This window comes from Novosphingobium sp. (assembly GCF_027489515.1).
Classification (GTDB): Bacteria; Pseudomonadota; Alphaproteobacteria; order Sphingomonadales; family Sphingomonadaceae; genus Novosphingobium.
Window position 1 is genome coordinate 57944 of the sequence record NZ_JAIXZS010000052.1, and the last position, 20477, is coordinate 78420.

Sequence of the window (20477 nt, forward strand, 5' to 3'; positions counted from 1 at the left end):
GCTCACTCCTGCGCGGCGTAGACCTTCACCAGATCGTGGAGGAAATCGCGCGCGCGGTAGGCCCCTTCCACCGAGTGCCGTTCGTTGAGGCCGTGGAGTCCGTTGCCGTCCGGTTCGAGGAGCGGACCCGGCACCCCGTAAGTGGGGATGCCCAGCGGGCCGAGGTACGTCGCATCGGTCGCGCCGGTCATCATCGCGGGAACCAGCGGCACACCCGGATAATGGCGCGCGACGAGTTTCTCCGCCGGACCCATGATGCGCGGATCGAGCGGCGGCGGGACGGCGAGCGGTCGCACGCGGCCGACCGGGGTAACGGTCATGCGCGGATCGCCGATCGCCTCGATCAGCGCGGCGCGGGTGGTGTCACCATCTTCGCCCGGCACGATCCGGCAATTGATATTGGCCTTGGCGCGCTGGGGCAGGGCGTTTGCCGCGTGGCCGCCTTCCAGCAGCGTGGCAACGCAGGTGGTGCGCAGCATGGAATTCAGCGTGCGGTCGCTGGCCACGAGCCGCTCCGCCTCGCGGTCTGCCGGATCGGCAGCAAGGCGGACCATCGCCGCCCCCAGCGCATCCGTGCGCGCGGCGCCGACCTTGGCGAAGTAGGTGCGCGTCGTATCGTTGAAGTGCACCGGGAATTTCAGCGCCCGCACGCGCGCCAGCGCGTCCGACAGTTCGTAGATCGCGTTGTCGTCCACCGGGATCGAGCTGTGCCCGCCGGGATTGGTCGCCTGCAGCTCGAAGTTGCGGTTGGCTTTCTCAGCCGTCTGCATCGATTGGCTCAGCACCTTGCCGTGCGCATCGGTCGCTCCGTTGCCGCCTTCGTTGAGTGCGAACGCGGCGGCGATCAGATCGGGCCGGTTTTCGGCGAGCCATTTGGCGCCGTTCATCCGCGCGCCCGATTCCTCGCCGCAGGTGAGCGCCAGCTTGATCGTGCGCTTCGGCTTGAAGCCTTCGGCCTTGAACCGGATCAGCGTGTCGATCCAGATCGCATCGAGCATCTTCATGTCGGACGTGCCGCGCCCGTAGAAGTAGCCGCCCTCCTCGATGAACTGGAAGGGACCCCGCACCCAGTCCTCGGCCCTCGCGTTGACCACGTCGATATGGCCGAGCAGCAGCATCGGCTTTGCCTTGGCCGAAGTGCCGGGCACGGTGACGACCAGTCCGCCGTCGAGCGGAAAGGCAGGGTCCTGAAACGCGGCGAGCTGATCCTCGGCAAAGCCTGCGGCGCGGAAGCGGGCCGCGATCTTGCCCGCCAGCGCGGTACAACTGCCGGTGGCGACCGAGGTGTCGGTCTCGACGAGCTCGCGGAACAGGTCGCGGAAGGCGAGCTGGCCAGCGCTCGGCGCTGGAGCACCTGCGGTTTCTGCCGCGTGCGCGCCGACGGGGGTTAGTGTGAGCGCCAATGGGGCGAGCGCCAATGCGGCGGCGAGAACGGTCCTTGTCGTCACGGATGCAATCTCCGGCTGGCGCTTCTGACAGACGCTTAGTTCCACCATGTCGGGCTCAAGTCCATGCCTATCGCCCTGTGACGGAACGGTGCGATCCTGGAAGGCTGTGCGTGTTTGTCGCTACGCAAAGGCCCTGTAATCGCAGCGTCATCGCGGCTAACTAATCCCTCGGGGACCCTATGGGGAAGGCTGCGAAGATGGACAGGTGGACTTGGGCGGGCGGTGCGTCCCTGCTGGCTTTCGCATCGGTGGCGCACGTGCATGCGCAAGTGCTCGCCGGACCGCCACCTTCGGAAGATTCCACCGCCACCGGCGCGCCCGGCGAGATCGTTGTGACCGCGCAGAAGCGTGCGCAGAAGCTTCAGGACGTGCCGCTCTCGATCGTCGCGCTCAATACCGAAGCGCTCGCGACGCGCAACGTGCGCACCTTCAACGATTACGCCAAGTTCCTGCCCAGCGTCTCCTATTCTAGCTACGGCCCGGGCCAGGCCGAAGTCTATTTTCGCGGGCTCTCCAACGGCAACCGGCTTTCGACCGGATCGCTGCCCACGGTCGGCGTCTATCTCGACGAGCAGCCCGTCACCACCATCGGCACGACGCTCGACGTCCACATCTACGATATCGCGCGGGTCGAGGCGCTGGCGGGGCCGCAGGGCACGCTGTTCGGTGCGAGCAGCGAGGCGGGCACCTTGCGCATCATCACCAACAAGCCCGATACCAAGGCGTTCTCGGGCTCGGTCGATCTCACCGCCAACAAGGTGGCACACGGCATGCCCGGCGGCATCGCCGAAAGCTATCTCAACATCCCGCTATCGAGCCACGCGGCGCTGCGCGTGGTCGGCTTCTATCAGTATGACGGCGGCTATATCGACAATGTGCGCGCGCCGAAGGGCGTGACCTATCCAACCTCGGGCGCGGTGCGCGACAACCGCAAGCTCGTCGGCAAGGATCAGAACTCGGTCGAGGCCTATGGCGGGCGGGCGGCGCTCAAGGTCGATCTCGATGACAACTGGACCGCGACCGCCGGCGTGATGGGCCAGCGCCAGACCTCCAACGGCAACTTCGCGTTCAAGCCCTCGGTCGGCGATCTCAAGACCACGCGCTTCTTTCCCGAGGCACAGAAGGACGAGTGGTATCAGGCCAGCCTCGCGATCGAGGGCAAGCTCGGCTCGTTCGACCTCACCTACGCGGGCGCCTATTTCGAGCGCAAGGCGGCCTATACGTCCGACTATTCGGACTACGCCTATCTCTATGACAGCTACTATGCCAGCACGCCGGACTATTTCGGCAACAATTTCAAGGACAACGCTGGCCGGCTGATCAACCCCGCGCAGATCGTCAGCCAGGACGAGCGCTTCACCAAGCAGAGCCACGAGCTGCGCATCGCCTCACCCGCGACCGACCGGCTGCGGATCGTGGCGGGACTGTTCTACCAGCGCCAGACCAACAATTGGCGCAACCTCTATACCGTGCCGAACCTTGCCGATGCGCAGTCCGTCACCGGGCTGCCGGGAGTGAACTACGCCAACATCCAGTTCCGCACCGACCGCGACTACGCCGCCTTTGCCGAGGCCGCGTTCGATATCGTGCCGACGCTCACGCTCACCGGGGGCCTGCGCGCCTACAAGTACGACAACAACGTGATCGGCTTCTTCGGCTTCAACGGGACGCGCAGCGCGGTGGGCGAGGCGCTGTGCTTTCCCGGCACCGTGGGCGCCTATGGAACGCAGCGCCCCTGCGACAACATCAACACCAAGGCGACGGGCTCTGGCGTGCGGCACAAGCTGAACCTCAGCTGGAAGGCGGCGCCGGGCAAGCTGCTCTATGCCACATGGTCCACCGGCTTCCGCCCGGGCGGCATCAACCGCCGCCCCACGGCGCCGCCTTATGCGGTCGAGACGCTTACCAACTACGAAGTGGGCTGGAAGACGAGCTGGCTGGGCGGCAAGGTCCTGTTCAACGGCGCGCTGTTCCTCGAAAAGCTCAATCAGGCGCAGTTCGCGGTGACCAGCGACCAGAACGGGATCACCGATATCGTCAACGCCGGCCGCGCGCGCTCGAAAGGGATCGAGGCGGATCTCACCGTCATGCCGATGCGCGGACTCTCCTTCCAGGCTTCGGGCACGCTGGTGGATGCGGAAATTACCACCGACTTGTGCAAGTACACCAATGCCGCGTTCGATTGCACGATCCCGAGCGCCTCGGGCAATCCGAACGAACTGCGCGCGCCCGCCGGCACGCGCTTTGCCGGCAGCCCGCGTTTCAAGCTTTCGGCGATGACGCGCTACGAGTTCAGCCTCGGCAAGCTCGATGCCTTCATGCAGGCCGCCGCCTTCCACCAATCGAGCGTCAGCTCCTCGCTCGATGTCGCGGAGGCGCGGCTGATCGGCCACCAGCCGACCTACACCACGGTAGACCTTTCGGCGGGTGTGAGCCGCGAGACCTGGTCTGCCTCGCTCACGGTCGAAAACGTGGGCGACAAGCGCGCGCAGCAGAGCCGCAGCGTGACCTGCTCGATCTCGATTTGCGGCCCCGGATCGATCGTGGTCTACCCGCTGCGCCCCCGCTTCGTGAGCCTGCGCCTTGGCCGGCGCTTCTGATGGGAGACAAGGGAATGAACCGTTTGCTGATGGCGCTCGCGCTGCTGCTGCTTGCCCCCGCAATGGCCCCCGCGATGGCTCGCGCCGAGGCGCCCACGGCGGACCAGCGCCTGATCCTTGTCACCATGGACGGCACGCGCTGGCAGGAGGTGTTCCGCGGGGCCGACAAGGCGCTGGTGGCAGAGCCGAAGTTCACCCATCCCGACTGGAAGGAGACCGTCGAGAAGGCATGGGACACCGGGCCGGGGGTCATGCCGTTTCTGCACAGCCTGCCCGCACAGGGCGGCGTGCTCCACGGCAACCGCGATACCGGCCAGTGCATGCGCGTCACCAATCCGATGTGGTTCTCCTATCCCGGCTACAACGAACTGCTGACCGGCCGTCCCGATCCCGCGATCACAACCAACGACAAGACCTGGAACCGCAACACGACCTTCCTCGAATGGCTCAATCGCCGTCCGGGCTTTGCCGGGAAAGTGCGCATGTACGGCACCTGGGATGTGTTTCCCTATATCATCAACGACAAGCGCAGCGGCGTTCCGGTGAATGGTGAAGCGCCCGGCGCGCTGCCGACCGAAACCCGCACGATGCGCATGGCGCAGGATGCGCTGCGCTCGGCCGCCGACATGCGCGTGCTCTATGTCGCGCTCGGCGATACCGACGAGTTTGCGCACGAGGGCGACTATGCGCAGTATCTCGCTTCGATGAACCGCGACGACGACTTCATCGCCGAACTCTGGCGCATGGCGCAGGCGGACCCGGCATGGCGCGGGCGCACGACACTGATGGTCACCACCGACCATGGCCGCGGGGCCAGGCCCGGCGCCTACTGGACTGAGCATGGCAGCGCCGCGGCATGGAAACTGGCGCCGCAGGACTACACGATTGCCGATCCCGAAGGCTTCACCGGCTCTGACGCGATCTGGTTCGCCGCCATCGGCCCCGGCGTCCATCCCGCGCCGCAACTCCCGCTCAAGACCGCCTGCCTCACCCAGAGCCAGATCGCCGCCAGCGCACTTGCTGCGCTGGGCGAGGACTGGCGCGCGTTCGATGCCGGGGCAGGGGCCCCGCTGCCGTTCTTCGCGGGGCGCTGACGCCGGTTACTTCTTGCGCACCCACTTGAGGTCGTAGTCGGTCGTCCACGTGGCCCCGCCGTCGTTGCTGCCGATGGCGAGTTCGCGCACCGTGCCGTCGGGCATGGCATAGAGCGTCCAGTGCCGCAGCCGCACCCGCTTCTCGCCATTGGGGCCATCCGGCAGCGGCTTCTCGGTGACGTAACGCATCTCGCCGGGCTTCACGAGATTGCCGCGAAACACGGTCGCCGCGCCGTCATCGGTGGCCCAGGTATAGCCCCATGAGCCGAGCAGCCGCGAATAGTTGAACAGGCCGATGCCGTTGCCGGTGGGGTGGCCGTCGGTCTTCTTCCAATGCTCCTCGATCGCGCAATCGTTGAGGATCAGCGTCATCGTCACTTCGTCGGTCTTCGTGGTCCCGGTATAGACGTCCCAGCTGCCGACGGTGAAATCGAGCTCGCGGAACTTGGGATCATTCTTGCAGGTATCGGCGGTCTGCGCGGCCGCGGGTGCGGCTAGGGCAACGAGGGTGGCGGCAAGCAGCGGACGAAGCATCGGCGGTCTCCTGTCGAAGTCTGCGCGATGAGGCCGCAATTTCGGCGATTGCGCAAGGCCACTTTGCGATTACAAATCATGGCAAGGCGCCGGACAGGATTGGGGGACGCAGGCATGGGCGAATGGTCGGACAAGGAACTCGGACTCCATTTGCCGATCGCGCGGCGTGACTTCATCGGCGGCGTCGCGGCAGGCGCGGCTCTGGCGGCGGCGCCCAAGGCGATGGCTGAGGCGGCATCGGCAACCCCTGCCGGCTCTGCTGATTATCCCCCGTCGCTCACCGGCCTGCGCGGCCAGTATCCCGGCTCGTTCGAGGCCGCCCACATGGCGCGCGACGGCGATTTCGCCGGGTCCCTCGCGGCGGACGACAGCGGCGAGCACTATGATCTCGTCATCGTCGGCGGCGGCATCTCGGGCCTCGCGGCGGCGTACTTCTACCGGCAGGCGCTGGGCGATGATCGCAAGATCCTGATCCTCGACAACCACGACGATTTCGGCGGCCACGCCAAGCGCAACGAGTTCACCTACGAAGGCCGCAAGATCCTGGCCTACGGCGGCACGATGAGCATCGAATCGCCGTTCCCCTACAGCTTCACCTCTAAGAAGCTGCTGGCAGACCTCGGCGTCGATCTCTCCAGCTACCACCGCTACGAAACCAAGGCCTACGATGGCCTCGGCTCAGCGACCTTCTTCGACAAGGAGCACTTCCTTGCGGACAAGCTCGTCACCGGTACCGGCACCAAGCCCTGGCCGCAGTTCTTTGCCGAAGCCCCGCTTACGGGCGCGGTGCGCGCCGATCTCACCCGGCTCTACACCGAGAAGAAGAACTACCTGCCGGACCTCACGCCCGAGGCGCGCGCCGAATACCTGCGCCACATCAGCTATCAGGATTACCTCGTGAAGCACGCGGGCGTGCTGCCGCAAAGCCTGCCGTTCTTCTTCGGCCACTACTTCCGCAACAACAAGCGTGTCGATACGCTCCCCGCGTGGGAAGCTGCGCTCGGCGGGCGGATGCCGGGCTTTGCGGGCATGGACCTTCCGCAGCAGATCACCGCCGAAGCGCAGCATTTCCACTGGCCGGACGGCAACGCCACTGTCGCCCGCCTGCTCGTCAGCCGGCTGGTGCCGGGCGTTTTCCCGTCTGACAAGCTCGATCAGGAAAGCGTCGTCCTCGCGCCTGCACGCTACGCTGCGCTCGACAATCCGGCGAACCCCACGCGCATCCGCCTCTCCAGCATGGTCATCCGCGCCGAACATATCGGCAAGCCTGCGCGGCAGACCGAGAAGGCGGTGCGCATCGTCTATGTGAAGGATGGCAAGCGCGTCGCGGTTACCGGGGCCAACTGCATCATGGCCTGCTTCAACATGGTGATCCCGTTCATCGTCCCCGATCTGCCGGCCGCGCAGAAGGAGGCGCTGCACTACGCGTCCAAGGTGCCGATGCAGTACACCAACGTGCTGCTCAAGAACTGGCGCCCCTGGGCCAAGCTCGGCGTCAAGTCGATCGGTGCGCCCAACGGCTACCATATCGGCGCCTCGCTCGATTATCCGATGGACATCGGTGGCTACAAGAGCGCGCTCACGCCCGATGAGCCGGTGGTGATCCACATGACCCGCAACCCCAACCAGCCCGGCCTCCCGCGCAAGGAGCAGAACCGCCTCGGCCGCGCCGCTATGCTGGCGGAGGATTACACCACCATCGAGCGCGAGATCCGCAGCCAGCTCCAGCGCATGCTTGGCGGCGCCGGCTTCAACGCCGCGCGTGATATCGCCGCGATCACCGTCAACCGCTGGCCGCACGGCTATGCCTATACTTACGACACGCTCGGCGATCCCGATGTGCCCGATGAACTGCGCCCCCACGTGATCGGTCGCCAGACCTTCGGCCGGATCGCCATCGCCAATGCCGATGCGGCGGGCAGCGCCTTCACCAACACCGCGATCGACATGGGCGAACGCGCGGTGCAGGAATGCCTCATCAGCCGCGGGCTGATCTGACGCGATGATCGAACTTTACCATTGCCGCGATGCGCGCTCGTTCCGCGCGCTCTGGGCGCTCGAGGAGCTGGGGCTGCCCTATACGCTCCACACGATGCCGTTCCCGCCGCGCGTCCGCGTGCCGGAATACCTCGAGCAGAACCCGCTCGGCACGATCCCGCTGCTCGTCGACGGCACCACGCGCATGACCGAGTCCAGCGCCATCCCGCAGTATCTGGCAACGCGTTACGGCCCGACCCCTCTGGCGGTATCGCCGGAGGAAGCGGACTACGGCCTCTGGCTGGACTGGATGCACCGCAGCGAGGCGACGCTCACGTTCCCGCAGACCATCGTCCTGCGCTACACCCGCCTCGAACCCGAAGATCGCCGGCTGCAGCAGGCCGCCGACGATTACACCCAGTGGTTCTTCTCGCGCCTCAAGCACCTCACCCGCGCCCTTGAAGACGGCCGCGAATGGCTCTGCGCCGGCCGCTTCACCACAGCGGACATCTGCACCGCCTACGCACTCCTCCTCGCGAAGGACCTCGGGCTCGACTACAAGTTCAGCCCAGAGATCGCCGCCTACTGGGAACGGGCGAGCACGCGGCCCGCGTTCCTCGCGGCCAAGGCGGCGCAGTCCGCCTGAATCAGTGCCGCGCCGGTAGCTCGATCACCCCGTCTACAGCGCGCCATTCCGCCGGGCGGATCAACTGGTCGTGCGCGATCCGCACCGAATGGATGCGTGCATCGATCTCTCGCCGCCAGAACGCGAGGAAATCGAACAGCACCGGAAAATCGGGCGCCTCGTCGTAATCCTGCCAGGCATAGAGCTGGAGTAGCGAGGGGTAATCGGGCCGATAGTAGACGATTTCGGCCGTCGTCAGGCCGTAGCCGAGAAGGCGGAGGCGCAGGTCATGGTCGGGGCTGGGCACAGCAGGCAGATGCGGCGTGGCAGGCAAGGCAGGAACTCCCTTCAACACAAGGGTCCGGCCCGGCCATCCCCCGGCACGCACCGGACAAGGGCAGTGTTTATCACCCGCGCGGCTGCGTCAAGTATCTGAAACATTGGCACTTAACCCGGATGAGTGCCAAAAATTTCGTCTCGGGTCTTGAAGCCGATTTTCCCCGCACCTAGCTTTGCGTTGCCTCCCGCCGGTCATGCGGGGGAGGCGCTCATCACATCGTTTTGCAACTGGAGGTTATGCATGCATTTCCGACCCTTGCACGACCGCGTGCTGGTCCGCCGCATCGAGGCCGAGGAAAAGACGGCCGGCGGCATCATCATTCCCGACACTGCCAAGGAAAAGCCGCAGGAAGGCGAAGTCATCGCCGTCGGCGCCGGTGCTCGCAATGAGGCCGGCGAGCTGATCGCGCTCACCGTCAAGGAAGGTGATCGCATCCTGTTCGGGAAGTGGTCGGGCACCGAGGTGAAGATCGATGGCGAGGACCTGCTCATCATGAAGGAGAGCGATATCCTCGGCGTGATCGAGCCCGCGGCGCAGCTCAAGAAGGCGGCCTGATCGGCGCCTTCACCATCCACACACATCTGCCAAACGCTTGAAAGGAGGTAGGCCACAATGGCTGCCAAGGACGTCAAGTTTGCCGGCGACGCGCGCGAGCGGATGCTGCGCGGCATCGATACGCTGGCCAATGCGGTCAAGGTCACGCTCGGCCCCAAGGGGCGCAACGTGGTGATCGAAAAGAGCTTCGGTGCACCGCGCATCACCAAGGATGGCGTTACCGTTGCCAAGGAAATCGAGGTCAAGGACAAGTTCGAGAACATGGGCGCGCAGATGCTGCGCGAAGTGGCGAGCAAGCAGAACGACAAGGCGGGTGACGGCACCACCACCGCCACCGTGCTGGCGCAGGCCATCGTGCGCGAAGGCGCCAAGGCGGTTGGCGCGGGCATGAACCCGATGGACGTGAAGCGCGGCATCGATCTGGCGGTCAAGGCCGTCGTCGCCGATATCGAGGCGCATGCCAAGAAGGTCTCGGCGAACAGCGAGATCGCGCAGGTTGCGACCATCTCGGCCAATGGCGACGAGGAAGTCGGCCGCATCCTGGCCGAAGCCATGGAAAAGGTCGGCAACGAGGGCGTGATCACCGTCGAGGAAGCCAAGAGCCTTGCCACCGAGCTCGAGACGGTCGAGGGCATGCAGTTCGATCGCGGTTATCTCTCGCCCTATTTTGTCACCAATGCGGAGAAGCTGAAGGTCGAGCTCGACGATCCCTACATCCTCATCCACGAGAAGAAGCTCTCCAACCTGCAGGCGCTCATCCCGCTGCTCGAACAGGTCGTGCAATCGGGCCGTCCGCTCCTCATCATCGCTGAGGACGTGGAAGGCGAGGCGCTGGCGACGCTCGTCGTCAACAAGCTGCGCGGCGGGCTCAAGGTCGCCGCGGTCAAGGCGCCCGGCTTCGGTGATCGCCGCAAGGCGATGCTGGAAGACATCGCGATCCTCACCGCCGGCAACGTCGTCAGCGAGGAACTTGGCACCAAGCTCGAGAACGTCACGGTCGGCATGCTTGGGCGCGCGAAGAAGGTCATCATCGACAAGGACAACACCACCGTGGTCGATGGCGCCGGTGCGCGCAGCGAGATCGACGCGCGCGTTTCGCAGATCCGCGCCCAGATCGAGGCGACGACCAGCGACTACGACCGCGAGAAGCTGCAGGAGCGCGTAGCGAAGCTGGCGGGCGGCGTCGCCGTCATCCGCGTCGGCGGGGCGACCGAGGTCGAGGTCAAGGAAAAGAAGGACCGCGTCGACGATGCGCTCCACGCCACCCGCGCGGCGGTCGAGGAGGGCATTCTCCCGGGTGGTGGCATCGCGCTGCTGCGCGCGACGCAGCGGCTGAACGACCTCAAGCCTGCCAACGATGATCAGCAGTCGGGCATCGACATCGTGCGCCGGGCGCTGCGTGCGCCGACGCGCCAGATTGCCGACAACGCGGGCGAAGATGGCTCGTACATCGTCGGCAAGCTGCTGGAGAGCGATGACTACAACTGGGGCTTCAACGCTGCCACCGGCACCTATGAAGACCTCGTGAAGGCCGGCGTGATCGATCCGGCCAAGGTCGTGCGCACCGCGCTGCAGGATGCGGCCTCGGTCGCCAGCCTGCTCATCACCACCGAGGCGCTGATCGCCGAACTGCCCAAGGACGAGAAGGCCGTCGCGGCCCCGCCGATGGACTTCTGATCGGTCGCTGAAATGGAAAAGGGGCGGTAGCCAAGCGGCCGCCGCCCCTTTTTCCTTTTAGCCCTCTCCCCTTGAGGGGAGAGGGTTGGGAGAGGGGAATGCTGCGACAAAGCCCCTCTCAACTTCGGCTAGGCAGCACGCTGCCAAGCCTTCGTATCTCTCCCCTGAAGGGGAGAGAGCAACGGCATTCAGCCCATCAGAACTTCACGCTGCCACGCACGCCCACAGTGCGCGGGGCCTGGAACTGGTAGGTGTTCGCACCCGCGTTGAAGTTCTGCGTCGCGTAGGCCAGAACCTGCTTGTTGAAAATGTTGCGTACGTAGGCCGAGATTTCCCAGAAGCTGTTGTTCGGCTGGAACTTGATGTTGGCGTTGGCCAGCACATAGTCCCACGAGCGCGTGTCGACCGTGTTGAACACCCCATAGTAGAAGTCCGAGGAGTACTTCGCGTCGATCCGCGCGGTGAACGTGCCGAACGAGACGGGCACGTCCTGCTCGATCGAACCCGATGCCGTGAATTCCGGCGCATTCGGCAGGCGGTTGCCGCTGATATCCACCGAAACCGGCGGATTGGCGCCAGTGTTGATCCGGATGCCATCACCGAACTTGGTGTGCAGGTAGGCCGCGTTGAGGTTCACGCGGGTGGTCTTGCTGGCAAGTGCGGTAAGGCTGCCTTCGATGCCGAACACTTTGGCGCTGCCGACGTTGAACACGCCGGAGCCGCTGGAGGTCGCGTCGGTGAACTGCGAACCCTGGTAGCCCTTGTAGTCGAAGTAGAACACCGCGGCATTCAGCTGCAGGGTGTTGCCCATCAGCGAGTTCTTGGTGCCGATTTCGAACGCGTCCAGCTTCTCGGGACCGTAATCCACCGAAGGTGCGCTGCCGTTCGAATTGAACCCGCCGGACTTGTAGCCGCGGTCATACTTTGCGTAGACCAACGTGCCCGGTGCGGGACGGTAGTTGAGGCCGACGTGCCAGGTCGGCTGACCCTGGCTGAGGTTGCCGTTGCCCGGCGTTGTCAGCGGGAACGGCGGGCAGGTGCCCGGCGCGGGGAAGCCGTTGCCGCACAGCGGGAAGGCGAGCGCGGGCAGGCTGAGCACCGCGTTGCCGGTGCGCACCTTCTTGTCCCAGGTATAGCGGCCACCAAGGCTGAGCTGCAGCTGGTCGGTCATGTTGTATTCGACCTGGCCGAACAGCGCCTGCGAGCGCGTCAGGATGTTGTAGTCGAACTTGATGCCATAGCGGTTCGACTGGTCGGCATTCGGCAGCCCGCTGAGGAAGCCGCCCGGCGCGAAAGGACCGGTCATGTCGAGGTTGAAGATCCCCGAGTTGACCACGTTCTTTTCCTGGAAATAGAAATAGCCCGCCTGGAAGAACAGCTTGCCGCCCTTGTTGTTGCTCACGCGGAATTCGTGGTTCCAGGTCTTGGGGGTTTCCTGCTGGCGGAACTGGCGATTGGCCGGATAGCCGCTGGTGGCATCAAGCCGGTTGCGCCAGTCGGCGCTGTCATAGCCGCCCGAATAAATGAAGTTGAGGCCCATGTCGGTGCTGTAGGCCGCTTCCCAGCGCACGCGGTCGCTGTCGAGCTTGGTCATTGTCGGCGCGAAGCTGGTGAAGGTCTTCGCCTTGCCGAATTCGGGCGTTGGGCCGCCGAGCGGGCCGCGGAACTGCGCGTCACCGTTCACGTCGCGGTTGTCGTGCTGGTAGGAAACCCACAGCGAAAGGCCATTATCGCCCTTGTAGAGTGCCTGGATGCGGCCCGACTTGAAGTTCTCGTCATCGCCATCGAACGCGGGGCCGGCCGACTTGCGATAGCCTTCGTGGCTCAGGATCGTGCCCGAGGCGCGGACAGCGAAGCCTGGTGCTAGCTGGACGTTGACGCCCGCTTCGCCGTTGAAGGTCTTGTAGTTGCCGGCTTCGATGCTGCCGTAGGCGCCGGTACGCATTTCGGGGCGGTTGGTGACGATGCTGACGAGACCGCCGGTCGAGTTGCGGCCCTGAAGCGTGCCCTGCGGGCCCTTGAGCACTTCGATGCGCGCCACGTCATAGAACGAGGAGCTGATCGAGAAGGAACGGTTCACGAAGAAGCCGTCGCGCGTGATCGGCACGGAAGGATCGCCGATTTCGGTCACGTCGGTTGAGGCAATGCCGCGCACCGCGACATAAGCCGCGCCGGTCGAGTTCGTGACGTTCACGCTGGGGTCGATCTGGGCGAGGTCGCGCACCGTGTTGACGCCCTGATCCGCGAGCGCAGCGCCGGTATAGACGTTGAGCGCGATCGGGGTGTCCTGCGCGCTGGAGGCGACGCGGTTGGCGGTCACGACGATTTCGCCGAGGCCTTCGGCGGGCTTCGCGGCATCGGTGGCCGCAGCAGCGGCGTCCTGCGCGTGGGCAGGCGCGGCCAGCGCGAACAGGCTCGCGCCCAGCAGGAATGCAGCAGCAGTGGTGGGCTTCATGGTTCTCCCCCTCGGATTGGAATCTTATGAACAGATTAGATTAGTAATGATTATTCTAATATTGAAAGCCGAAACGGACGTCAATATCCTCCCGCAACGTCATGGAAGTGCGGCGGCGAAGATGGGCCGGCAAGGCAACGGCCTGTCCTACATCCGCCTGATCTGCCAGTGTGCGCGCATGGCGCAGAAACCTGCACGATCCTGGCCAGACCTCGCAGGAAGCCTGATCGGCTCGGCCGATCAAGGGCCACACACTGATCGAATGCCATTATTCCTCAGGGCAGTGTCAACTGTGTCAACCTGGCAAGGCCGGACCCGTCCGGATGGGCCTGATGACACTGGCGCCGCACACTGCTAACGGCGCGGCATGACCGACCTTTCGCTGATCCGCAATTTTTCCATTATCGCGCACATCGACCACGGCAAGTCGACGCTCGCTGACCGCCTGATCCAGTACACCGGCGGCCTCTCCGAGCGTGAGATGAGCGAGCAAGTCCTTGATAATATGGACATTGAGCGTGAGCGTGGGATCACCATCAAGGCGCAGACCGTCCGGCTCGATTACACCGGCAAGGACGGCAAGACCTATCAGCTCAACCTGATGGACACGCCGGGCCACGTGGACTTCGCCTACGAAGTGAGCCGCAGCCTCGCCGCCTGCGAAGGCGCGCTGCTGGTGGTCGATGCGGCGCAGGGCGTGGAAGCGCAGACGCTCGCCAACGTCTACCAGTCGATCGAGCACGACCACGAGATCGTTCCCGTCATCAACAAGATCGACTTGCCCGCCGCCGAACCCGAAAAGGTGCGCGCGGAGATCGAGGAAGTGATCGGCATCGATGCGAGCGAGGCCGTCCTCACCAGCGCCAAGTCCGGCATCGGCATCGAGGAAGTGCTCGACGCGATCATCGCGCGCATCCCCCCGCCGGGTGGCGACCGCACTGCACCGCTCAAGGCCATGCTGGTCGATAGCTGGTACGACCCCTACCTCGGCGTCGTCATTCTCGTGCGCGTCATCGACGGCGTCATCAAGAAGGGCCTCCAGGTCAAGTTCATGGCCGGCGGCACCGAACACCTGATCGACCGCGTCGGCTGCATGCGGCCCAAGCTGCAAGTGCTCGACGAGCTGGGGCCGGGTGAAATCGGCATCATCACCGCGCAGATCAAGGAAGTCGCGCAGGCCCGCGTGGGTGACACGATCACCACGGTCAAGCAGGGCGCGACGCAGGCGCTGCCGGGCTTCAAGGAAGTCCAGCCGGTGGTGTTCTGCGGCCTGTTCCCGGTCGATGCGGCGGACTTTGAAAAGCTGCGCGAAAGCATCGGCAAGCTGCGGCTGAATGATGCCAGCTTCTCGTTCGAGATGGAAAGCAGCGCGGCACTCGGCTTCGGTTTCCGCTGCGGTTTTCTCGGCCTCTTGCATCTGGAGATCATCCAGGAACGCCTCAGCCGCGAATACGACCTCGACCTCATCACCACCGCGCCCTCGGTGGTCTATCGCCTGACGATGACCGACGGCACGGTGAAGGAACTCCACAACCCCTCCGACATGCCCGATCCGGTCAAGATCGCGGAAATGGAAGAACCGTGGATCAAGGCTACGATCTACACGCCCGACGAATACCTCGGCTCGATCCTCAAGCTCTGCCAGGACCGCCGCGGCATCCAGACCGGCCTGACTTACGTTGGCGGGCGGGCGCAAGTGACATATGAACTGCCGCTCAACGAAGTGGTGTTCGATTTCTACGACCGCCTGAAATCGATCAGCCGCGGCTACGCGAGCTTCGACTACGAGCAGATCGGCCTGCGCGAGGGCGATCTCGTGATGATGAACATCCTCGTGAACAACGAGCCGGTCGACGCACTGAGCATGGTCGTCCACCGCAGCCAGGCCGACCCGCGCGGCCGCCATCTGGTCGAGCGCCTCAAGGACCTCATCCCGCGCCACATGTTCAAGATCCCGATCCAGGCCGCCATCGGCGCCAAGGTGATCGCGCGCGAGACGATCAGCGCCATGCGCAAGGACGTGACCGCCAAGTGCTACGGCGGCGACATCAGCCGCAAGAAGAAGCTGCTGGAGAAGCAGAAGGAAGGCAAGAAGCGCATGCGGGAATATGGCAATGTGACCATTCCGCAGGAAGCGTTTATTGCAGCGCTGAGGATGGGTGAGGAGTGACGAGCGCCCGAATGTAAGCGAAGATTTGCGCAGCAAACCGCAAGCTTAGATTCGATCAGGCGCCGTTCGGCCGGGGGCCGGCAAGCCTAAAGCGCAGCCGAGCCCTTCGACCACGCGGCTTTGCCGCGGCGGTGTTTTCTTGCTTGCCATTTTTTCCGGGACCTTGCCGCCTCTTTGCTGCATTGATCCCAGCGGACCGCCAGCTTGGCGGCGGAATGGGATCGGGGCATTGGCACAGACGGAAACAATCCAGAGCGCTCCGGCCAGTTCGGCAAGCATCGGTCAGTTCATTGATCGCTGGATTTACGTGGGCATGGCCTTGTTGCTCATCGCGATCGTCCTAATCGGTTTCCTGCCTGACTCTCTTGAAAAAATCGCTGATGTGGCGGCCGGACGGCGGCCGCCGCTGCCGCTGGTGCTCCATGTTCACGCCGTGCTGATGGGTAGTTGGCTTTTGCTTTTGCTGACCCAGACGGTGTTGATGGCGCGCGGGCAAGTGCGCTGGCATATGCAGCTCGGGATGCTTGCGTTGCTGCTTGCCCCGGCCATTGTGGCGACGGGGATTGTGCTGGTGCCGATCAACGTGGCAACCAAGGTGGCCTTCAGCGCCGCTTCATCGCCCGAGGTGCGGGCGCTGTTGGAGCGGACCGTGCATGTATCGCTAAACGTCTGCCTTGTGCAGATCCGCGCGGGCCTGTGTTTTGCCCTGTTCGTCGCGCTTGCGATTGCGGTCCGAAAGACCGATGCCGGCATGCACAAGCGGCTAATGATCCTTGCGACTGTTGTTCCGCTGAGCGCAGCGTTCACGCGCATGACCTGGCTGCCGCAGACCATGCCCTACTCCTCGCTCAGTCAGCTAGCCTGGACGCCTTGCGCGGCCTTGCCCATGTTCATGTGGGACCTTTACCGCCTGCGCCGTATTCATTTGGCGTATTGGTGGTTCGCGGCGGGAATGGTGCCAAGTGGTGTGGTGGTGGCGATGCTGTGGAACACGCCCGGCTGGATCGCCTTTGCCTCGCGGTTGCTGATCGGCCCGGCTTGAGTGGGGGCACTACCCGCCACCCCTCCTCAGAAGAGGTGGCCATTTTTCCCTCCGTCAGCCCTGCAGGCTGCCACTTCCCCGATACAAGCTTGGGGAGAGGACCTTTGCCCCCTCAGCTTGCCGTAAACCCGCCGTCGACCACCAGTTCCGAGCCGGTCATGAAGGCGGCGCGGTCCGAGGCGAGGAAGGTGACGGCGTCGGCGATGTTTTGCGGCACGCCGAAGTGGCCCAGTGGGTGGCGATCCGAGAAAGCAGCGCGGGTGTCGTTTTCGCCGGTGCCGGTGGCGGCAGCGAACTGGGAGACGAGATCGCGGCCCATGTCGGTTTCGATGATGCCGGGGTGGATCGAATTGCAGCGGATGCGCGAGGCGGCGAGTTCGACCGCGACGCCCTTGGTGAAGAGGCGGACCGCGCCCTTGCTGGCGTTGTAGCAGCTGACCAGCGGGCTGCCGACTAGGCCGGCGACCGAGGAGAGGTTGATGATCGAGGTCCCGCCGGTCCACAGGTTGGCACGTTCGGCGAGGAGCGGGACGGCGTGCTTGCAGCCGAGGAACACGCCTTCGACGTTGACGCTGTGGAGGCGGCGCCAGTCTTCGAGCGTGGTTTCGGTAAGGGGTTTGGCGAGGAACAAGCCGGCGTTGTTGACCAGGATATCGAGACCGCCGGCCGTATCGCGCGCGAAGGCCATCGTATCGATCCAGCTTTGCTCGTCGGTCACGTCGTGCGCGCGGGCGAGGCCGCCGATCTCATCGGCAAGGGCCTCGGGCGCGGCAAGATCGGTGACGATGACGCGCGCGCCCTGCGCGGCGAGGGCGCGGGCAGACGCCTCGCCGATGCCGCGCGAGGCGCCGGTGACGAGGGCAATGCGGCCGGTGAGGTCTGTCATGGGCATGTCTCTCCATCGGTTCTGTTTTCACAGCATCCTAGCGCCGATTTTGCGGATGGCCACTGGGCGGCGCCGTTTTAGCGCGGTCAGACCGCAGTGTGCTGGCGCATGGCCATGACTGCGATACCGATGGCGAGGCAGGACAGGCCGAGCACGGCGAAAAACGGCACGATCCCGGCCGCCACGATCACCGCGCCCATGCCGGAACCGGCCACCGCGCCGATGCGGCCAAGCGAGAGCGTGATCCCGACCCCTTGCGCGCGTATGGCGGCGGGAAATGCGTTCACCGCGAGCGAGAACAGCATGATCTGAAGCCCGGACATGAACACGCCGGCCCCGGCAAAGCCCAGCACGACCAGCGAGGTCGGGTGCAAGCCGCCGGACAGCATAGGGCCGATTGCCAGGGTGCAGGCGGTGCCAAGGACCGCCATCACCACCATCGGCGCGCGCAGGCCGAAGCGGTCCATCATCCGCGACCCGACCAGTGCGCCGGCAATCCCGCCCAGATTGAAGGCGCCGGCGCCGAGCGAGGAAACGGCAAGATCATAGCCGAGCGATGCCAGCATGGTCGGGCCCCAGTTGAACACGAGGTAGTTCCCGAGCAGGCCAAACAGGAACGCGGCCGAGAGCGCGAGCGTATCGCGCAGCAGCGGCGGCTGGAACAGCGTCTTGATGCCGATTGTGGTTGCGGAGTCCGCAGGTGCGACGAGCGCAAAGCGGGCTGGCACATCGAAGCCCGCGGCGCGCAGCACCCTGGCGAGTTCGGCGCGGCGGCGCGGCCGGCGCATCAGGAACCGCGGCGATTCCGGGAGGAGCGCGATGAGGGCGCCGGTCACCGCGATGGTCAGCACACCGGCGGTGAGGAACAGCATCTGCCAACCATAGGCGGGCAGCAGCCATGCGGACAGCCCGCCGCCGACGAGACCGCCGAGCACGACGGCGAGCATGCTGATCGAGACCGACAGGCTGCGGCGGTTCGCCGGGGAGAACTCGGAGACCAGCGCCGTCGCGTTCGGCAGCGCGGCGCCGAGCGCGAGCGTGGAGAGGAAGCGGCAGACGGCCAGCATGGGCAGGTTATCGGCAAGGGCGGAGGCTGCCGTGGTCAGCCCGAACAGACCCGCCGCACTGATCAGCGTAGGGCGCCGCCCGGCCCGGTCACCCAGCCAGCCGCCGATGCCGCTGCCGACCGACATGATGAGCAGGCCGACCACCACCACCGGCACGAAGCTCTCGCGCGGGAGGTGCCACGCCTTCATCAGCGCGGGCATGGCAAAGCCGAGTATCTGGTTGTCCATCCCATCGAGCAGGATCGCCGCAGTGCACAGCGCGAGGACGCGCTTCTGGTAACCGGACCAGCTGCCCTCGTCGATCAGGCGGTCTATATCGAGGCGCGGGAGATCCTCATCGGCTTCTTCGGTGATGGGGGCTACGCTCAACTCGGATCTCCGCCATGGTTTGCATCGATGACGCCATCGACGAGATTGCTGGACCACAGCCGCTCGTCGAGCTGGCCGGGCTGGGTGAGTTCGCGCAGCCACGCGGTGTTGGCCGCGGCAGCGGCGCGGGCGCGGCGCAGGGCCTGGTCGGTGCCGATCACATCGAAGCGGACTGATTGGCCTGCGGGCTGCTGGGCCAGCCGGTCAACATCCGCGCCAATCAGGGTGGCGATTTTCGGGTAGCCGCTGGTGGTCTGGTGATCGGCGAGCAAGACGGTGAGCCTGCCGTCGCCATCGGCCTGCAGGCAGCCGCGCAGCGCCGGTTCGCTAGGCATCGCGATTGACGAGGGCTTGAGCAAAGCGCCGTCCAGCACGCGGCCCATCCGGTCGAAACGGGCGGAGGCGGTGAACGGGGCCTCGGCAAGGCAAGCGATGGCTTCGGCGGGAAAGTGGCGGTCTTGCGGCCCGAGAACGACGGCAAGGCGGTGCGACGGGTCTGCTGATGGCGGCGGGGCGAAAGTGCGGGGCGCGAGCGGTCGCGGTGCAGCGAAATCGAAGGCCGTGCCAGAGGTGACCGCGCCGCCGCCGAGGCCGGAGGAGGCATGGGTCGCGCGGCTGCCGAGCCAGCGCGACGCGGCATGCTCGCCGGCGAAGGCGAGATAGGTCCAGTTGCCCGATCCGGCGCGGATGCGCAGGCGCTGGCCGGGGCGGAGCGTGTCTTGACGGCAGGGCCTGGCCTCGTCGCCGTCAACGTCGGCGAGGAAGCCGCCGCCGCAGAGCGCGAAGCCGATCTCGCCTTCGTGGCAGGCGATGAGGCAGCCGCCGTGAGAGAGTTCGAACGCCCAGCCATCTGGCGTGCCGGTCAGCGCCATCGCGGCGGCAAAGGCTAGCCGGTCGACCGGGCCGGAGTGCGGCACTCCGAAGCGCATGACGCCCGTGCGGCCCCGGTCCTGGACCGTGGTGAGGGGCCCGGCGGCCTCGAAGACGATGCGGGCGGTCATTGGCCTTCGATGCGCTGGAAGCGGATCACGTCGCCCGGATCGAACAGGAAGGGCTGGGGGCGGGCGGGATCGAGGATCACCGCATCCGTATGGCCGATGACCCACCAGCCGGTCGGCATCGGCAGCGTGGTGATAAGGCACTGCGCGCCCGCGATGATCACGCTGCCGGCGGGATGGCCGCGTTCGGCGCGGGGCTTGCGAGGGAGGTGCAGCGCAGGCGGGACGCCGCCGAGGTAGGCGTAGCCGGGGGCGAACCCGTACATGAAGACGCGGTATTCGCCGGCGAGGTGCTGCGTGACGACCTCGTCTTCGGTGAGGCCGGTCGCCTTGGCGACGGCTTCCAGATCGGGGCCGCAAGCAGCATTGTAGCGGACGGGAACGATGTGTTCACGCGGGCGGCGCGTCTCGATCGTGGCGCCTTCGAGCAGGGCAAGGGCGTGCGCCGCGACACGGTCTCCCGCCGTGACGAGAGGGTCGAACAAGATCATCAGCGAGACATAGGCGGGCACGGTCTCGACCATGCCGAGGGGCGGCTGGCTGGCCAGCGCCTGATCAAGCGCAACGACGCGTTCGTTGATCTTCGTGCTGATCTCGTCGCCGAAATCGATGAGGACCGCGCTCTCCCCCATCGGCCGGA

16 protein-coding genes are annotated in these 20477 nt (G+C 65.4%); 8 read left to right on the forward strand and 8 right to left on the reverse strand.

Annotated elements, in window-relative coordinates; all coding sequences use genetic code 11:
• Positions 1–2: 2 nt before the first annotated feature.
• Positions 3–1448 (reverse strand): M20/M25/M40 family metallo-hydrolase, encoded by a 1446-nt coding sequence (locus Q0082_RS09115; protein ID WP_298191736.1) that lies wholly within the window; start codon positions 1446–1448, stop codon positions 3–5.
• Between the two features lie 197 nt (positions 1449–1645).
• Between Q0082_RS09115 and Q0082_RS09120 the strand changes: the two genes are divergently transcribed.
• Positions 1646–4048 (forward strand): TonB-dependent receptor, encoded by a 2403-nt coding sequence (locus tag Q0082_RS09120; protein WP_298191739.1) that lies wholly within the window; start codon positions 1646–1648, stop codon positions 4046–4048.
• 14 nt (positions 4049–4062) lie between these two features.
• Positions 4063–5142 (forward strand): hypothetical protein, encoded by a 1080-nt coding sequence (locus Q0082_RS09125; RefSeq protein ID WP_298191741.1) that lies wholly within the window; start codon positions 4063–4065, stop codon positions 5140–5142.
• Between the two features lie 6 nt (positions 5143–5148).
• On the opposite strand, the gene Q0082_RS09130 is transcribed toward Q0082_RS09125, so the two are convergent.
• Positions 5149–5676, reverse strand: a complete 528-nt coding sequence (locus Q0082_RS09130; protein ID WP_298191744.1) for a hypothetical protein — start codon at positions 5674–5676, stop codon at positions 5149–5151.
• A 114-nt stretch (positions 5677–5790) separates the two neighbouring features.
• On the opposite strand from Q0082_RS09130, the gene Q0082_RS09135 reads away from it, so the two are divergent.
• Positions 5791–7674: an NAD(P)/FAD-dependent oxidoreductase gene (locus Q0082_RS09135; RefSeq protein WP_298191746.1), complete on the forward strand. Its 1884-nt coding sequence runs from the start codon at positions 5791–5793 to the stop codon at positions 7672–7674.
• A gap of 4 nt (positions 7675–7678) precedes the next feature.
• Positions 7679–8299: a glutathione S-transferase family protein gene (locus Q0082_RS09140; protein WP_298191748.1), complete on the forward strand. Its 621-nt coding sequence runs from the start codon at positions 7679–7681 to the stop codon at positions 8297–8299.
• A gap of 1 nt (position 8300) precedes the next feature.
• Here the strand turns inward: Q0082_RS09140 and Q0082_RS09145 are convergent, their stop codons facing one another.
• The gene (locus Q0082_RS09145; RefSeq protein WP_298191750.1) at positions 8301–8612 is read right to left on the reverse strand and encodes a protein usg; all 312 of its coding nucleotides are present in this window, start codon (positions 8610–8612) and stop codon (positions 8301–8303) included.
• 246 nt (positions 8613–8858) lie between these two features.
• On the opposite strand from Q0082_RS09145, the gene groES reads away from it, so the two are divergent.
• A complete protein-coding gene (gene groES / locus Q0082_RS09150; protein WP_298191753.1) occupies positions 8859–9173 on the forward strand; it encodes a co-chaperone GroES in 315 nt (104 codons plus the stop codon).
• Positions 9174–9230: 57 nt separating this feature from the next.
• Complete coding sequence (gene groL / locus Q0082_RS09155) at positions 9231–10850, forward strand: chaperonin GroEL (RefSeq protein WP_298191755.1); 1620 nt, start codon at positions 9231–9233, stop codon at positions 10848–10850.
• 196 nt (positions 10851–11046) lie between these two features.
• On the opposite strand, the gene Q0082_RS09160 is transcribed toward groL, so the two are convergent.
• Positions 11047–13305 (reverse strand): TonB-dependent receptor, encoded by a 2259-nt coding sequence (locus tag Q0082_RS09160; protein ID WP_298191757.1) that lies wholly within the window; start codon positions 13303–13305, stop codon positions 11047–11049.
• A gap of 367 nt (positions 13306–13672) precedes the next feature.
• On the opposite strand from Q0082_RS09160, the gene lepA reads away from it, so the two are divergent.
• Together lepA and Q0082_RS09170 are read left to right on the forward strand one after the other, a co-directional pair.
• On the forward strand, positions 13673–15475 hold the full coding sequence (gene lepA / locus Q0082_RS09165; protein WP_298191759.1) for a translation elongation factor 4: 1803 nt from the start codon (positions 13673–13675) through the stop codon (positions 15473–15475).
• 229 nt (positions 15476–15704) lie between these two features.
• Positions 15705–16517 carry a hypothetical protein gene (locus Q0082_RS09170; protein WP_298191761.1) on the forward strand — a complete coding sequence of 271 codons (813 nt, stop codon included), beginning with the start codon at positions 15705–15707 and terminating at the stop codon, positions 16515–16517.
• A 112-nt stretch (positions 16518–16629) separates the two neighbouring features.
• On the opposite strand, the gene Q0082_RS09175 is transcribed toward Q0082_RS09170, so the two are convergent.
• The 4 genes from Q0082_RS09175 to pxpB all read right to left on the reverse strand — a co-directional run bounded on the left by Q0082_RS09175 (position 16630) and on the right by pxpB (position 20469).
• A complete protein-coding gene (locus Q0082_RS09175) occupies positions 16630–17403 on the reverse strand; it encodes a glucose 1-dehydrogenase (protein ID WP_298191763.1) in 774 nt (257 codons plus the stop codon).
• 86 nt (positions 17404–17489) lie between these two features.
• Positions 17490–18839 carry an MFS transporter gene (locus Q0082_RS09180; RefSeq protein WP_298191765.1) on the reverse strand — a complete coding sequence of 450 codons (1350 nt, stop codon included), beginning with the start codon at positions 18837–18839 and terminating at the stop codon, positions 17490–17492.
• Positions 18836–19840, reverse strand: coding sequence for a hypothetical protein (locus Q0082_RS09185; RefSeq protein ID WP_298191767.1), 1005 nt, complete (start codon positions 19838–19840; stop codon positions 18836–18838). The genes Q0082_RS09180 and Q0082_RS09185 overlap by 4 nt, the downstream gene beginning before the upstream one ends.
• Positions 19837–20469, reverse strand: coding sequence for a 5-oxoprolinase subunit PxpB (pxpB, locus tag Q0082_RS09190; RefSeq protein WP_298191769.1), 633 nt, complete (start codon positions 20467–20469; stop codon positions 19837–19839). The genes Q0082_RS09185 and pxpB overlap by 4 nt, the downstream gene beginning before the upstream one ends.
• Between the last annotated feature and the right edge of the window lie 8 nt (positions 20470–20477).

Coding starts and splice junctions, on each gene's coding strand:
- Q0082_RS09140 (WP_298191748.1), top strand. CDS start 7,679: ATGATCGAACTTTACCATTGCCGCGATGCGCGCTCGTTCCGCGCGCTC.
- Q0082_RS09120 (WP_298191739.1), top strand. CDS start 1,646: ATGGACAGGTGGACTTGGGCGGGCGGTGCGTCCCTGCTGGCTTTCGCA.
- Q0082_RS09160 (WP_298191757.1), bottom strand. CDS start 13,305: ATGAAGCCCACCACTGCTGCTGCATTCCTGCTGGGCGCGAGCCTGTTC.
- Q0082_RS09175 (WP_298191763.1), bottom strand. CDS start 17,403: ATGACAGACCTCACCGGCCGCATTGCCCTCGTCACCGGCGCCTCGCGC.
- groL (WP_298191755.1), top strand. CDS start 9,231: ATGGCTGCCAAGGACGTCAAGTTTGCCGGCGACGCGCGCGAGCGGATG.
- pxpB (WP_298191769.1), bottom strand. CDS start 20,469: ATGGGGGAGAGCGCGGTCCTCATCGATTTCGGCGACGAGATCAGCACG.
- lepA (WP_298191759.1), top strand. CDS start 13,673: ATGACCGACCTTTCGCTGATCCGCAATTTTTCCATTATCGCGCACATC.
- Q0082_RS09125 (WP_298191741.1), top strand. CDS start 4,063: ATGAACCGTTTGCTGATGGCGCTCGCGCTGCTGCTGCTTGCCCCCGCA.
- Q0082_RS09130 (WP_298191744.1), bottom strand. CDS start 5,676: ATGCTTCGTCCGCTGCTTGCCGCCACCCTCGTTGCCCTAGCCGCACCC.
- Q0082_RS09185 (WP_298191767.1), bottom strand. CDS start 19,840: ATGACCGCCCGCATCGTCTTCGAGGCCGCCGGGCCCCTCACCACGGTC.
- groES (WP_298191753.1), top strand. CDS start 8,859: ATGCATTTCCGACCCTTGCACGACCGCGTGCTGGTCCGCCGCATCGAG.
- Q0082_RS09135 (WP_298191746.1), top strand. CDS start 5,791: ATGGGCGAATGGTCGGACAAGGAACTCGGACTCCATTTGCCGATCGCG.